The organism is Puniceicoccaceae bacterium (genome assembly GCA_040224245.1).
In the GTDB taxonomy this organism is placed as follows: Bacteria; Verrucomicrobiota; Verrucomicrobiia; order Opitutales; family JAFGAQ01; genus JAKSBQ01.
Genome location: JBEGIR010000024.1, coordinates 1 through 13,451 on the forward strand (window position 1 = coordinate 1; position 13,451 = coordinate 13,451).

The 13,451-nt window shown below is 54.1% G+C and carries 15 protein-coding genes and 1 pseudogene; 3 read left to right on the forward strand and 13 right to left on the reverse strand.

What is annotated here, in order from left to right; all coding sequences use genetic code 11:
* Positions 1–72 precede the first annotated feature (72 nt).
* From ABQ298_03980 to ABQ298_04010, 7 genes and pseudogenes are all read right to left on the reverse strand, one after another.
* Positions 73–357, reverse strand: a complete 285-nt coding sequence (locus tag ABQ298_03980) for a hypothetical protein (GenBank protein ID MEQ9823522.1) — start codon at positions 355–357, stop codon at positions 73–75.
* Between the two features lie 120 nt (positions 358–477).
* Positions 478–933, reverse strand: a pseudogene (locus ABQ298_03985) (proline--tRNA ligase).
* 66 nt (positions 934–999) lie between these two features.
* Positions 1,000–1,452, reverse strand: a complete 453-nt coding sequence (locus ABQ298_03990) for a nucleoside deaminase (GenBank protein MEQ9823523.1) — start codon at positions 1,450–1,452, stop codon at positions 1,000–1,002.
* 11 nt (positions 1,453–1,463) lie between these two features.
* Positions 1,464–1,901, reverse strand: coding sequence for a MauE/DoxX family redox-associated membrane protein (locus tag ABQ298_03995; protein ID MEQ9823524.1), 438 nt, complete (start codon positions 1,899–1,901; stop codon positions 1,464–1,466).
* The gene (locus ABQ298_04000; protein MEQ9823525.1) at positions 1,883–2,293 is read right to left on the reverse strand and encodes a rhodanese-like domain-containing protein; all 411 of its coding nucleotides are present in this window, start codon (positions 2,291–2,293) and stop codon (positions 1,883–1,885) included. The genes ABQ298_03995 and ABQ298_04000 overlap by 19 nt, the downstream gene beginning before the upstream one ends.
* Positions 2,294–2,329: 36 nt before the next feature.
* Positions 2,330–3,025, reverse strand: a complete 696-nt coding sequence (locus ABQ298_04005; GenBank protein MEQ9823526.1) for a DUF1573 domain-containing protein — start codon at positions 3,023–3,025, stop codon at positions 2,330–2,332.
* A gap of 36 nt (positions 3,026–3,061) precedes the next feature.
* The gene (locus tag ABQ298_04010) at positions 3,062–4,291 is read right to left on the reverse strand and encodes a substrate-binding domain-containing protein (protein MEQ9823527.1); all 1,230 of its coding nucleotides are present in this window, start codon (positions 4,289–4,291) and stop codon (positions 3,062–3,064) included.
* Between the two features lie 488 nt (positions 4,292–4,779).
* Between ABQ298_04010 and ABQ298_04015 the strand changes: the two genes are divergently transcribed.
* A complete protein-coding gene (locus tag ABQ298_04015; protein MEQ9823528.1) occupies positions 4,780–6,177 on the forward strand; it encodes an MFS transporter in 1,398 nt (465 codons plus the stop codon).
* 95 nt (positions 6,178–6,272) lie between these two features.
* On the opposite strand, the gene ABQ298_04020 is transcribed toward ABQ298_04015, so the two are convergent.
* Both ABQ298_04020 and ABQ298_04025 read right to left on the reverse strand, forming a co-directional pair.
* A complete protein-coding gene (locus ABQ298_04020; GenBank protein ID MEQ9823529.1) occupies positions 6,273–7,367 on the reverse strand; it encodes a PKD domain-containing protein in 1,095 nt (364 codons plus the stop codon).
* A gap of 50 nt (positions 7,368–7,417) precedes the next feature.
* On the reverse strand, positions 7,418–8,041 hold the full coding sequence (locus tag ABQ298_04025) for a DUF6250 domain-containing protein (GenBank protein ID MEQ9823530.1): 624 nt from the start codon (positions 8,039–8,041) through the stop codon (positions 7,418–7,420).
* A 251-nt stretch (positions 8,042–8,292) separates the two neighbouring features.
* Here ABQ298_04025 and ABQ298_04030 point away from each other — a divergent pair, with 251 nt between their 5' ends.
* Complete coding sequence (locus ABQ298_04030; protein ID MEQ9823531.1) at positions 8,293–9,351, forward strand: Gfo/Idh/MocA family oxidoreductase; 1,059 nt, start codon at positions 8,293–8,295, stop codon at positions 9,349–9,351.
* 248 nt (positions 9,352–9,599) lie between these two features.
* Complete coding sequence (locus ABQ298_04035; GenBank protein MEQ9823532.1) at positions 9,600–10,421, forward strand: ATP-binding protein; 822 nt, start codon at positions 9,600–9,602, stop codon at positions 10,419–10,421.
* Between the two features lie 685 nt (positions 10,422–11,106).
* On the opposite strand, the gene ABQ298_04040 is transcribed toward ABQ298_04035, so the two are convergent.
* The 4 genes from ABQ298_04040 to ABQ298_04055 form a co-directional block, all read right to left on the reverse strand.
* Positions 11,107–11,667 (reverse strand): hypothetical protein, encoded by a 561-nt coding sequence (locus ABQ298_04040; GenBank protein ID MEQ9823533.1) that lies wholly within the window; start codon positions 11,665–11,667, stop codon positions 11,107–11,109.
* Between the two features lie 130 nt (positions 11,668–11,797).
* The gene (locus tag ABQ298_04045; protein ID MEQ9823534.1) at positions 11,798–12,337 is read right to left on the reverse strand and encodes a toll/interleukin-1 receptor domain-containing protein; all 540 of its coding nucleotides are present in this window, start codon (positions 12,335–12,337) and stop codon (positions 11,798–11,800) included.
* Between the two features lie 4 nt (positions 12,338–12,341).
* The gene (locus ABQ298_04050) at positions 12,342–12,695 is read right to left on the reverse strand and encodes a hypothetical protein (protein ID MEQ9823535.1); all 354 of its coding nucleotides are present in this window, start codon (positions 12,693–12,695) and stop codon (positions 12,342–12,344) included.
* Between the two features lie 56 nt (positions 12,696–12,751).
* Complete coding sequence (locus ABQ298_04055; protein MEQ9823536.1) at positions 12,752–13,243, reverse strand: TIR domain-containing protein; 492 nt, start codon at positions 13,241–13,243, stop codon at positions 12,752–12,754.
* Between the last annotated feature and the right edge of the window lie 208 nt (positions 13,244–13,451).

The following is a 13,451-nucleotide window of genomic DNA, read 5'->3' on the forward strand; positions in this document are numbered from 1 at the left end:
CAACTTTTTCGATGTGCTGCGTTTCCCCGAACTTGACGGAATCGGTGGTGCGGTTGATCTAAGCCGAAACGGTCAGTTGCTTGCGATCGGAGCCGAATTCGACAGTTTGCCGTCGCCCGGCGATGCCGGCGTGCGACCAAGCGTCGGCAGTGTTTCCTTGATCGGTTTCGGTGGAGGCGGCGAATCGTTCCCACTGACCGGTGATTTGGCGTTCAGCGATTTCCCCGCCGACACCACCTTCATTGACCCCGATGACATCGTGGCGATCTTGAACGCGGGCAACGATCTGGTTCTGCAGTTCAGCAACGACTTAGAAATTCGATCCGACATCACCACCGCGATGATGGGTGTTGGCACGCTGACCATTCAGACGGGACGTAGCATCAATGTTCTGCCCGGAACCGGCATCAACGTTGCCGACGGTTCGCTGAATCTAGAGATCAATTCCACTTCCGCTCTCACTTCGCAAACGGATTTGGCCCACTGGTTGATCAACAGCGGCAGGTCGCGATACGACTGCACCCAGGTGGAATACACCTCGCCAATGATGGTTTCCGAGGTGGGTCGAACGATCAGGGGTTCCTCCAGGGGGCTGCCCGGTTTCAGGCCTCCTTCGCCATCTGCCACAAGGCGCGAATGGGTGACCACCGCACATTCCTTGGCAAACCCTTCCACGTGTTTGGCTTCTTTTTCGATGAAACTTTTGGGGATGAAGAGCGGAAAATACGCGTTCTCATGCCCCGTATCCTTGAACATCTGATCGAGTTCACGCTGCATGTTTTCCCAAAGCGCGTAGCCCCAGGGTTTGATCACCATGCAACCGCGCACCGGTGAATTTTCGGCAAGCTCGGCAGCTCGAATGACCTGTTGGTACCATTGCGGAAAATCTTCCTGACGGGTGGGAGTGATCGCGGTTTGTGGTTTTGCAGCCATAGTGCTTTCACCGAATCCCAGAATTCCGGCCCGCGCAATTCAAAAAAAGTGTGACCACGAGGCAGTTCAATAGCCCGTGCGGTTCGGAATCGCCTCGTAGTTTGCCAGGAGTTTGAGCGCGTCGCTCTCGCAGAGCTGCTCTCGCGGAATGCGCCGATCTTTCGGAGCTTTTTGGATCTCGCGGTGAAAGTGCACATCATCAAATCCCACTCTCGCAGCATCACCAATGCTAAACCCGTAATAGATGCGATCCAAGCGGGCCCAATAAATCGCCCCCAAACACATCGGACAGGGTTCACCTGTTGTGTAGATCTCGCATCCCTCAAGGTGAAATTTCCCGAGACGATGACAGGCATCGCGGATCGCCATGACTTCTCCATGTGCAGTCGGGTCTTTTTGACTGAGCACCTGATTCCATCCTTCCCCCACGATAACTCCGTTCTGGACCACTACCGCGCCAAAGGGACCGCCACTGCCTTCCTGCATTCCCTCTCTTGCAAGTTCGATAGCTCGCAGCATAAACGCTTCCTTCACGATGCACCTCCGTCAGATGAGATTTGGGGAACGTTCCACAGGATGCCCGCCATGCCCAGCAGGAGCAGATCGCGAACAATGGCAGCGGGTTGTCCTTCCACAAAATCAATCGGACCCAGGCATCCACAATTCAGGTCAATGCCCTGCAGCCACGTCCAGGAAAGCGCAAAAATAAACGCAGCCAGCAAAATGCCCGACAGCAACACCGCCACCCGCATGCGCATGCCACTAAGCACGCCAAATCCCACCATCACTTCCAGCGCTGGCAGGTAGTGAGCCGCCACCCCGGATGCCACCTGCCCCACGATCTGGTAGGTCAGAATCTCTTGCTGGAATGCACCCGCATCCAACAGTTTAATGCCCCCTGCGAGCAGGAAAAATCCTCCCAGCCCCAGGCGACTGATCCAGTGAGCGACTAGCGTGAGCGTTGCCATGCCTTCCATCCTCCAAAGAGCACCCACACCTCAGGCAGCCCCACTTCCTCCCGCAATCGCCGCGCGACCGCGTGACTTGCATCACAGACCTCAGAGTCGCAATACACAACCACCCTTGCCCCGGGTTGCCAGCGCTCCAGCAATCCCATCAGCTCAGCATCAAAGCCAGATTCGGACAACCAGACCGCTCCGGGAACGTGCTCGGCGTCGTAGGATTCACGGTTCCGCGCATCTACCCAGAGCACCTCACCTGGCCATTGCTCAAGATCCTGCAATCGCAGCTCGCCTTCAGCAGGTTGAGGGGCTTCCCAACTCGCAGGTGATGGATGCCAGAGCACGCTCGCACCCGCCAACAGACAGGGAAAGATTCCGTACCAGAGCAGTGCTTTCATCAGATTCCTTCCGTGATGTGTTTCGCGCGATGGCGATCAACTGCTCTTCATGAATGCGTAGGCGTGAAAAACGCGCTGTTTCAAACTTACCGGAGCGTCAATAGTGACCTTCAGAATAGCCCGGAAAAACGGCTCGCTTCCCTCTGGAATCTCGGGTTGAAGCCACACCCGAAAGCGGCGTTCTCCCACAGGTTCCCAGCGCAATTTCAGCTGCTCGGTATCTGCTTCAATGGAGGTGATCGACACGTCCAGATCGGTATCCGTGACCAGATCAATGCTTTGCTCGGGGTATGTCTCCGCTCCTTTCGTCCAGTAGACAAAGCGGGGTTCGACTTTGAGCACATGCGGGATGTACACCTTGATCTGCAGGTTGTGCTCCACATCCGATGCTTCATCCGTTTGCACCGAAATGTATTTCTCCTGTGCTCCAATCCGCGATCCAAAATCAAAATGTGCCTCAATCCTGCCCGATTCTCCCGGCTGATAGGTGCGCTTCTCCAGCTTGGCTGTGGTGCAGCCGCAAGAGGAGCGAATCGAACTCAGGGTGACGGGCTGTTCCCCTACGACTTTGAAGTGAAACTCAGCAGACACCGACTCATCTGTCACCTTCGCCTCATATTCAAACACAGTGGAATCCCACTCCAACTTCGCCTGCCCTGCTGCAGTCAGCAGAAACGGCAGCAACAGTCCCGACAGGGAGCGCAACAGTCCACACCTTTGCCAAAGATTCATGCACCCAACATGCAAACCACCGGGCAGGCTTGCAAGTCACTTGATCGAATTCGGAAGCATCTGCTTTCGAAACTGCGACGGTGTGACTCCAATGTGCTCTTTGAATACGGTTGCAAATCGTATGGCACTTGAAAATCCGCACTGCCGTCCAACCGACTGAATGCTCTGACTCCCATCGCACAACAACTCGCGGGCCCGCTCAATGCGAGTGCGACGCAGGTGCATCAGCGGTGTCACGCCAAGGTCCTCCCGAAACCGTCGCTCCAGTACGGATCGGCTGACTTTTAATGCCTTGATCACGCTCTCCACGTTGATGGGGGTTGCAAAATTGTTCTGGATGAACTGCACGGCCTCACCGACCACGGGATCGCTGACGACAAAGGTATTGGAGCTTTCGCGCATGATCAGACCTGTCGGTTCAAACTTTCGGTGGCGTACTTCCGCTGCCTTTCCGCGCTCCCTTTCCCTCAATAACCGCACCAGTTCGGCAGCGGCGTCATGTCCCATTTTCTCAAAAGGGATTCGGATGCTTGAAAGTCCCGGATTGGAGATCTTGCAGAGCAATTCATCATCATTGGTGCCAATGATGGCCAGTTGCTCAGGAACGGAACGCCCCAGTTCAAGCGCAGCACGGCAGCATTCATAAGCGAGGCAATCATTGATCGCATAGAGTCCCGTGCGATGCGGCAGTGAAACAATCCAGTGCCGAATCTTCTGACGCAAATGCCGCAGATCTTCCGCTGTCGTCGGCTCCTGCCCTGACAGGTCAGGTGTCAGAAACAGAAACGGTGCGATGCCCTTTGAGCGCAACGCATCACAAAACGCAGCCTGACGCGCTGCCGAGCGGCGGTGCCCCATGTGCCCCACAAATGCCACCGACTTGAACCCTCTCTCCGTCAGTACAGATGCCGCAAGGCTCGCGACAGCGATTTCATCGATGGCGAGGGTGCTCACCCCCTCTTGAAACTCGCTGCAACCCACAACCACCGTCGGCAATTGCCTGGCGACCGTCAACAGGAGGGTTTCGTCACATCGCCCCGAATCGAGCACCATCGCTCCGGCAAACAGAGTTTCAGTCACCTTGCCTGCATCGAACCCCTGCAAGCATTCAAACGGGGAAAGCGTCCACTCCGAATCGTTTCGCAGGAAACCCGCCATCCCCAGCAACATGCGCTTGCTCCAGGAACTCGGCTGGCAGAAGACAGCAAGATTGCGCGGGGTCGATGATGGGGAGGCAGATTGGGAACCGGACAAAGCATTTTTCATGAAGTCAGATCGAAGGTGTCAAATAGCCAAAAATTTCTAGAGACTGGCTGCTGGGCGGGGTTGATCGACCAACAGCTGCGCGCGGGACGGACGGCGCTGGATGTAGAAAAACGGAAAGTTGGGTCAACAACGCAAGTTTTCCGCATCCGGGGTATCACGCCGCCTGGAAAACCCACGAAAAAACCAAGAGTGGTTAATGAATTACCGTTCTTCCGTCCGTTGCATCCCTTCGAGCTTCCGTTCAGATATGCACAATCGCATTCCCAAAACGGGACAGTATGCAGGATTCATATTCATGAACAGGAAGGTTTGTTGATGAATACACCGCTCTGCGTCACACCCGTTCAGCCCTTTTCCCACCTAACGCTTAATGTAAGAATAAACGAAAGGATTGGCTTTCTCTTAAGAATTCGTAAACCCGATGTCAGGTATCTTATCCACGGATACGGTCCGATCTATTCACCAACGCTAACCCCACACTCGACTCCATGACTAACACCGCCCCGGGGGATTCCCCTTCACACGAATCCAAACCCAACACCGCCGTCAAGCTCAGCTGGCTGGAAAAGTCCGGATACGCCGCTGGCGATTTCGGCTCCTGTCTCTACTTCGGGGTGTTCATGAGCTTCCTGAGCTACTTCTACACCGATGTGTTCGGGATTACCGCCGCCGCAGTTGGCACCATGGTTTTTGTGACGCGAACCTGGGACTGGATCAACGACCCCATCATGGGCATGCTCGCGGACCGCACCAAAACCCGCATGGGCAAGTTTCGCCCCTGGCTGATCTGGGTGCTTCCGTTCTGGATTCTGCTCGGTGTGCTCACGTTCACGACTTTTGATTTCACGCCAATGGGCAAGATCATCTACGCCTACGTCACCTATACACTGCTGACCATGGCCTACACCGCGATCAATGTGCCCTACTCCGCCCTGATGGGGGTGATGACTTCGCGTTCGGATCAGCGCACCGTGCTTTCTTCGGTGCGTTTCATTGGTGCCTTTGCGGGGACTTCAGTGGTCAACGCCACCATGCTCGGTCTGGTCGCGTTTCTTGGCCGGGGCAATGACCAACTCGGATTCTCCCTCACCATGATGGTGTATGCCTTCCTCTCTGCTTCGGCATTCGTGTTCACCTTCCTCACGGCAAAGGAACGCGTGCAGCCCCCAGCGGGTCAGCGCACCACCGTCCTCAAGGACCTTTCTGCAGCTGCCAAGAACGGTCCCTGGATCGCAGTGATGTTCATCAGCATCATGACGATCATGTGGATCGCGATTCGCGGCGGAGCCACCATCCACTACTTCAAATACGTCTCGGGCAGTGAGCACTGGGGCAGTCTCTTTCTCACTGTTAGCACGGTCGTGCAGATTTTTGGGGTGATGATGACCAAGCAGTTTACCATCTGGTTTGGAGGAAAGAAGAACACGTACATCGCCCTCAACATCATCAATGCCATTTTCCTCGCCCTGTTCTACTTCATCAGTCCCACCAATATTCCACTGATCATGGTACACCAGGCCATCAGTTCATTCATGACCGCACCGCTGATGCCGCTGTTCTGGTCCATGATCGCGGATACCGCTGACTACGGTCAGTGGAAACTCGGACAGCGCTCAACCGGACTGATCTTTTCCACTGGCACCTTCGCCAACAAAATCGGCTGGTCCATCGGTCCCGCGATTTCACTGTGGCTGCTGAGTTTCTTTGGCTTTGTTGCCAACGTTGAGCAGAGTCCGGACACGCTTCAGGGTCTGCGCCTGATCATGAGTCTGATCCCTGCTGGCGTTGCCATGCTCGCCGCCGGAGTCGTCCTGTTCTACAAGATTGACGCCAAGACGGAGAAAGAAATGGAAGCCGCCATGGCCACACTGCAGAGCAAGGAATAATCCATCCGCCCCAAGGCGAACGCTTGCATCCTGCAACGCCACTTGGCCATCGGCCCAGTGGCGTTGTGCGTTGTGGGAACCGGCACAGGCTGCAGCTACGGCAGGCTCACATCCCACACCCGCGAGTAGCGGGACTGACCCGCTGGTCCCTCTACCGTGAGCACCACCACATAGTGCCCCGCTTCTTCATAGGTATGAACGGGATGCTGCTCGGTGGAACTTGCACCATCCCCAAAATCCCAGTGCCAGTGATCCACGCTCCCTGCGCTTTCATCCCGAAACGCCACAAGGCGACGCTCCACATCCACCACCTGGTGCGTCCAGTAGGCCCGGATGCCTTCCGACTGCTGCTCTAGCGGCATCAGCCGAAATCCAACAAGCTCGGCAGCCTTGCCATACATCGTGTGGGCACGGGAAAGGTTCCAGAACCCGTTGTTGCGCGGACTCTCCACATCGTCGTAGTCGATGATCGCCCAGCTCAGGCCGATCAAATTCCCCTCCACCAGCTGCGTCAGCTCCGAATGCGTCGGGCCGTCCTTGCTCGCATGATCAAACAGGGTCACAAAAAACTCCATTCGCAACACGCCGCCCTCGCCCGGTTCAAAATCATAGTCGTAGGCAATGTTCGCGTATGGCAATTCCTTCAACCACTGTTGCGGCCCCCAGAGCATGGCCCAGCTCTTTTCGCGTGCAGGTGTGAAGATGTGGTAGTTCTGCGCATGTTCACCCTGCCTGCGCTGGAAGTAATCCTGTTCGCTCACTTCATCCGCGTTCTCCCGGAAACGGCTGACAAAGGGTTCCCCCGAGAGATCCCCGTCCACCACAATCTCAAAGGTGTCGTTTTTCAGTCCTGGCAGCGAAAAATCCCAGTAATCATCGTAGGCCTCATAGTAGAAATAGAGTCGGCTCATTCCCTTTACCCAAGCCACTTTTACCGTGACATCCAGCGATTCGGGCTGAATCGTTTCATGTTTGCCCAGCGAATCCCACAGCTGTTCCGTTCCGACTCCATACAAGTCCGGCACGCTCTCCCAATCCTCGAAGCTTCCGTCAATGCGCGGAATCGCATCGCTGGGAAACTGGTAAATCTTAAACTCGGTTTCAGGTCGCTCGAGCGCAGTCAGGCTGCAAACCCCAGCCCATCCGACCATCAGGGCCATGACCAGGCGGCGCGTGAGCACTTGTGGCATCCGTCTTGCATTCAGATGCCGGGAAGGACAAAGATTGTGGCAGGCCATGGTCAGTGCGTCGTTTCCGAAAGCTGGTAGATTTCGATCTGATCGACCTCAATGCGGCTGAGCACCGTGCGAAATGCAAACCACCCCTTGTCGAGGAATGCAGGGTCGTTGTACTCAAACAACAGCTCACCATCCCGGAAGTAGGCGGCCTTTCCATCCGCTGCAATCAGTTCAATCGTGTAGGTGCGGTCGGGTTCAATCATGAACGCAGGATCCGACAGATCGTGCTCTGGCAGCAGTGGACGCTTGCCTCCGCCTTCATAACGGCGAAAGCGGGTGGTCTCATTGTAGTTGCCGCCCATGCCCACATAGTAGGTCTGCAGGATGTCATAACTGGCAAAACTGCCGTCGCGCTGATGCCCTTCATAGAAGTGATCCTGCAGATGCCCCGGTTCACTCGCCATCCAGAAACAGTTGATGTCCGAAACACGCGCTTTGGAGGAGGCACGGATCTGATAGCGGATGCGTACCGGTGCCTCCAACACTTCGCGATACCACACACTGCAACCTGCCTGGTCTTCGATCACCAGTTTTCCCTGTTCCAGGAACACGCGGCCTCCCGGCTGCTGTTCCACGACCCAGGCGTCAAGATTCGTCTCAAAGGTATCCTTGAAAATCAGTTTCATTTGCGATTCTTCTTCAGGGTTTGGGGATTTTGAACAGGAGCTGAGCATGCACACGACCCAAGCACTCAACAGCACGCAACACCCACGAAAATGGCTAGCATTCATACAGTCAGAAGCTAAAGAGTTTGGCCCATGCTTTCCACCGAAAGAGGATATGACAGTCAGAAGCTGCGCGTTGCAGGTGATCACTCCGGCAGCGCACCATACTCGACTCTGGCCCTATAAACCTCCATACCCCATCCATTGTATTCATGACACATTCCACCCAACCCGTTGTTGCTCCCGGTGAATTCACCTTTGCCGTTGCACTGCTCGAACACGGCCACATTTACATGCAGACCGAAGGGCTGCTGCAGGCTGGTGGCACCCTCAAATGGGTGTATGACACCGATGCCACGCGTCTCAAACAGTTTGTGGAAAAATACCGCCACACGGGCGTCCAGGCCGTCGATTCGCTCGACCGCATTCTCGACGATCCCGACATCCAGCTGGTCGCAGCCGCGGCAATCCCCAGCGAGCGTGGTCCCATCGGTTGCCGCGTGATGCAGGCGGGCAAAGATTATTTCACCGACAAATGTCCTTTCACCACCTTGCAGCAGCTTGAGGACGCACGTCGCGTCGTCCGGGAGTCTGGACGCAAATACTCCGTCTTCTACAGCGAGCGCCTGCATGTGGAGAGCGCATACGTCGCTGATGAGCTGATCCGTGGCGGTGCCATCGGGGAGGTCGTGCACATCGCCATCATGGGACCCCACCGCCTCGGACAGGGTCCACGACCCGCATGGTTCTACGATAAACAGCGCTATGGCGGCATCCTCACCGACATCTGTTCCCACCAGGTCGATCAATTTCTCCACTACACGCGCTCCACGAGCGGCACGGTGGAACATGCCCGGGTCGAAAACTTCGCCCATCCGAATACACCCGATTTGGAGGACTTCGGAGAAGCCGTCTTTCGGCTCAGCAGCGGAGCCTCGTGTCACTCGCGGGTGGATTGGTTCACCCCGGATGGTCTGCGCACCTGGGGTGACGGACGCATGTTTGCCATCGGAACCCAGGGCTACCTCGAAATCCGCAAATACATCGACGTCGCAACCTCCACCGAAACCGACCGCATCTATCTCGTCGATCAACAAAAGGAGCAGCGCATTGACTGTCTCGGCAAAACCGGATTCCCCTACTACGGTCAACTCATTCTCGACTGCCTCAACCGCACCGAAAATGCCATGACCCAGGATCACGCCTTCCTGGCCGCCGAGCTCTCCCTCAAGGCTCAGGCACTCGCCGACAAAAAGCGCAACAACGCTTGAGTATTCTTTAACATTTGACGAAAACCGGAAGACAAACAGGCCAACTCCAAGTTCTGAATTGATCATATCGGCTCTGTCGAAAAGATTTGGAGTTGCCCATCATTTCTCATCTTGAACTTCCTGTTGCAATGTGCGCTTCCTTGAAACCCAGTTTGTCGAATGCAACACCATGCCGCTGTGCAAATCGCCCTCGTTCCCATCTTTTCGCAATAACCCGTTGGATACGCCGAACCTGCCATTGGGCATGCATGGGTTCTGGAGTCGTTGCTGCCTCATTGCCATTGGCGGGTCGGGAGCTGACGCGGGTTTGGCAGAGCGAAGCATTGATGGACAAACCCGAGTCCGCACTTTTCTGCGCCGATAGTGAACGTGTATTTGTTTCCAATATCAGTGGCGATTATTTTGCCCTCGATGGTACTGGGTTCATCAGCACTGTCGCACTGGATGGTTCGATCCTCCAGCTGCACTGGTTTTTCGGAGGATTAAACAACCCGCAAGGACTTGCGCTGCACGAGGGATTGCTTTACGTGGCCGATCTCACGCGGGTGATCTGCATCAATACCCAGGACGGGTCGCTGGAACGCATCATCGCGATTGAGGGTTCCGAATTCATCAATGACCTCAGCGCGGACGCTAACGGAGACATTTACGCTTCTGACTGCAAGCGCAACCGCATTTACCGCATTCGTGAAGGTGTGCCCACGCTCTGGCTTGAAGCGGATGCAATGAATGGAATCAACGGCATCCTTTGTGAAGAAAGCCGCTTGCTCTTTATCAATTTCACAGATGGCCGCCTATACGCAGTGAACAAAGCAACCCAGGAAATCAGCATGTTGTGCGAAGGCATCGCCAATGGAGATGGCATCACTTCGGATGGTGCGCAGGGTTATTTTGTATCGGGAGCGTGGCAGGGTGAGGTGTTTCACATCAATGCAAGTGGACAGAAACAACTTGTGCTCGATCTCGGTACCGAGGGTCACATCGCCGCTGACCTCACTTATCTGTCCGAATCACAGCTCCTGCTCATCCCTACACTTTATCAAAGTTTGCTCGCCTACCGCTGGCAGTAGGAGGGCGCAGCAAAGCATCAAACGGATTTACCATTAAATGGACTCACCGCATGCCTCGGCAGGCCCACAAATGGGTGCGAGCAATCACCTGAAACGCGCCCTGATTTAGCAACATTGTCGTTCAGCCCCGTAGGGCTTCCGTTCATCGGAAGCCGCCAGTGCGACAAACTGCAACGCAGGCGCGTGCTGGAAGCTCCCGCTACAATACCCCTCCCACCCGAAGGACTCATACCCTTTTGGCTTATACAACTGAATCCTATAACACCGGCTGCCGAATGTCTCCACAACCGTAGCCGGATTCGGGAGAATTCGGGCCGTCGTTGCAGTTCAAGATTCCAAAATTGTGAACCATCGAAACCATTTTACATTTCCCTGAGCAAGGAACGCTCCCAAGCTTCGCTCATGTCTTGAGGCAGATCCAGTGTTCCCGAGTTTTGAACCCACAAGAACAGGGAAAAATCTTTATTTTTTGCGTCTGACCCCCTCGGATTTCCTCACCTGTTTCATCGCTTTCGACTCCATCCCCTAAAGCTCAGAGTCGTCCGGGAGCAGGTTCTGGAGCTGGTCGCGAGAGACAAAATCCCGAAACGCAAAGAACGCTGGGAACCCCGTGTGAGGAAACACCGAAACCGTGGGAAAACATGGATGACTCGCCCACGACAGGCCTACAAAACGGAGCGTGAAATCAATCTGAAAAACGCCTTAAGTTAGCGACGTTGCGAGTTGTATGGGCCGCCTGGTTGTGTATTCTTATTTCTATTCCTTTTTGAGCTAAAGTGGCCAAGACACTCTCTACGTCTTCTTTCTTTTTCATGCCTACACTGGAGACTAGCTGATTGGCTTGATTCTTGAAGTTCAGGATGAGGTAGTCATTGGAATCGCTGAATCCAAGTGCTTCACATTCGGATAAATCTGAATATCTCCACAATTGGTTATTCAAACCGTTCTGCCTGAGAAGTGCTACTTTGGATACGCTGATGAATGATGGAGCCAGATAGTGTAGCCATCTAACGCCTGACGTAAGAAAAAAGGCGATCCCAGCAGCCAGGATGACTCCTGCGAATGGACCGATTCCATATTCTTCGTTTCCTCTTTTTGATGTAAACCAGAGAAACGCGAAAAGACCGAAATACAGAAGAGTGTAGGGTAGCTGCTTGAGCATCATCGTTCTCTCAGGAGGTCGGAATGCTCTCCTGAATGACGATGGCTCGATCCATTTGTGGTGGGGCTTCAGTTTTTCGAGCATCTTCGTTTCTTACACAACGTCGAAGTCCTCTCACACCTGCCCGAGGGCGGGGCTTCGACTGCGGGTTGAGGGTGGAATGGTCATGGCGGATTGAACTCGCGGCGGAGCAGGTGTTGAGAGCGACGACTTGTTATCCCCTCTTTAGCCAGTCGGGGAGCCATTTGAATACGCTGTTCTCATTGTTCTTGAGCCACACAAGCCATTTCTCCTGATAGAACTCAATCTTCGGGTAGATGTCGAGATACTCGCTTCCAGTGAAGGTCTCTCCTCTTCTTTCGACGGGAAGAATTGCAATATTCTCGATGGGCTTGTTCCCATCAGCCACCCCCAATTCCCAAGGAACCCATTTTGAGTTCTTCGAGTTCTCGGTCACAAGAACGAGAAATCTGGGATACTCCTGAATCTTTGCCTTGAGCTTCTCTGCCGTCTCCGCGGATATCTCCTTTGGCATCGTTTCGTCCAACCAATCCACGTAGACGTCTACACCCTGAGATTTCAGAAAGCCAACAGCAGCGAGAACCAAATCTCTATCACCATGAGAGTGGGAAAGAAAAATTCCAGTCGCTCGCGATGCCCGAGCTTCGGATAGAATCCGAGAATTCGCCGCTTTTATTGTCGAGGCAGACTCCTCGTATTTGCGAAGCGTCGATTCTGAAAGCCAAACTGCCATAACATCAGAGGTTGGGAAGTGCGAACATCACCACGAGAGTTATCAGAATCATAAACGGATAGAAAACCAGCAATGTCTTTGAGAAAACTCCGCTCAGCCAAGTAGCGTCACCGCAATCAAACTTTGAGGCATCCAAGTTAAAGTCCACCGCTTCCGGATCAACTGCCGATGCCTCTGCATATAGCTTTCGGTATCGTCGTTCAGTCGCGATGAAAAATCCGTCCAGAATCCAAAAGCACGGAATCGCGATGTAGGACACGAGAACATATCGAATCTCAGCATCCTTGGCAGCGAGCGCGTAGAGAGCAGAAACCAAGGTGATCCCCCAACCTTTGATCAAGAAAGAGTTGGATGCCATTCGGGTGATTATGGCTTGGATAAATTCGAGGTGTTTTAATTTTGCGTCCATTGGTCTTAATACCTGCTCCTAATTGCAAGCGCCTCGTCAATGATTGCAGTGACGTTGTCTGCAATCCACCGATAAACCGATTTGCTGTCATATCCCGGCGGATCGTAGGCTCTCACGATCTGATCAAACTGCTGATTGGATAGAGTAAATCCACTAAATGGATTCGCCCCCTTGGTCGCAGGCCGCTGATGGCGATCTAAGAGCTTATGAATATGAATCCCCGCTACGCCTTTACCGGCCTTCCAACTCTCGGTGATCTCGTAATTGATCCACTTTCGGCCTGCTGTCTGAGCTCCGATAAGAACCAGCGTGCACGACCTGCCCTTCATTTGTGTCTGGATCCACCGTTGAATCGCTGCATCTCCTGCTTTCGTGACGGTTTCCCAATCATTGTCGTGCGCCGCCTTGTTGCCATCAAGACTTCCGATGTTGCGAATCTGGGATACGCGCCAATTGTCGGGAACGTAGTGGAAACTGTAAAAAACGTGGCGTGCCATTTTCTTGGGATAACGTCAAACTGAGGGATTATGAATCGCGGAGCGGTTCATAATTCCTCTCCAGTGTCTTCCATGAGAAGGCTATTCAAGATAAAAGGTTTCTGAGTTCACGAAGGTGGTTTTTAAAGAGGAGTGATTGGAGTGCTGGACGATCCCTTGTTTGTCTGGCTTCCATACGCACTGTTGGTGAAGTGATCCTAAACTTCTG

Coding starts and splice junctions, on each gene's coding strand:
- ABQ298_03990 (MEQ9823523.1), bottom strand. CDS start 1,452: ATGCTGCGAGCTATCGAACTTGCAAGAGAGGGAATGCAGGAAGGCAGT.
- ABQ298_03995 (MEQ9823524.1), bottom strand. CDS start 1,901: ATGGCAACGCTCACGCTAGTCGCTCACTGGATCAGTCGCCTGGGGCTG.
- ABQ298_04000 (MEQ9823525.1), bottom strand. CDS start 2,293: ATGAAAGCACTGCTCTGGTACGGAATCTTTCCCTGTCTGTTGGCGGGT.
- ABQ298_04005 (MEQ9823526.1), bottom strand. CDS start 3,025: ATGAATCTTTGGCAAAGGTGTGGACTGTTGCGCTCCCTGTCGGGACTG.
- ABQ298_04010 (MEQ9823527.1), bottom strand. CDS start 4,291: ATGAAAAATGCTTTGTCCGGTTCCCAATCTGCCTCCCCATCATCGACC.
- ABQ298_04015 (MEQ9823528.1), top strand. CDS start 4,780: ATGACTAACACCGCCCCGGGGGATTCCCCTTCACACGAATCCAAACCC.
- ABQ298_04020 (MEQ9823529.1), bottom strand. CDS start 7,367: ATGCCACAAGTGCTCACGCGCCGCCTGGTCATGGCCCTGATGGTCGGA.
- ABQ298_04025 (MEQ9823530.1), bottom strand. CDS start 8,041: ATGAAACTGATTTTCAAGGATACCTTTGAGACGAATCTTGACGCCTGG.
- ABQ298_04030 (MEQ9823531.1), top strand. CDS start 8,293: ATGACACATTCCACCCAACCCGTTGTTGCTCCCGGTGAATTCACCTTT.
- ABQ298_04035 (MEQ9823532.1), top strand. CDS start 9,600: ATGGGTTCTGGAGTCGTTGCTGCCTCATTGCCATTGGCGGGTCGGGAG.
- ABQ298_04040 (MEQ9823533.1), bottom strand. CDS start 11,667: ATGCTCGAAAAACTGAAGCCCCACCACAAATGGATCGAGCCATCGTCA.
- ABQ298_04045 (MEQ9823534.1), bottom strand. CDS start 12,337: ATGGCAGTTTGGCTTTCAGAATCGACGCTTCGCAAATACGAGGAGTCT.
- ABQ298_04050 (MEQ9823535.1), bottom strand. CDS start 12,695: ATGGCATCCAACTCTTTCTTGATCAAAGGTTGGGGGATCACCTTGGTT.
- ABQ298_04055 (MEQ9823536.1), bottom strand. CDS start 13,243: ATGGCACGCCACGTTTTTTACAGTTTCCACTACGTTCCCGACAATTGG.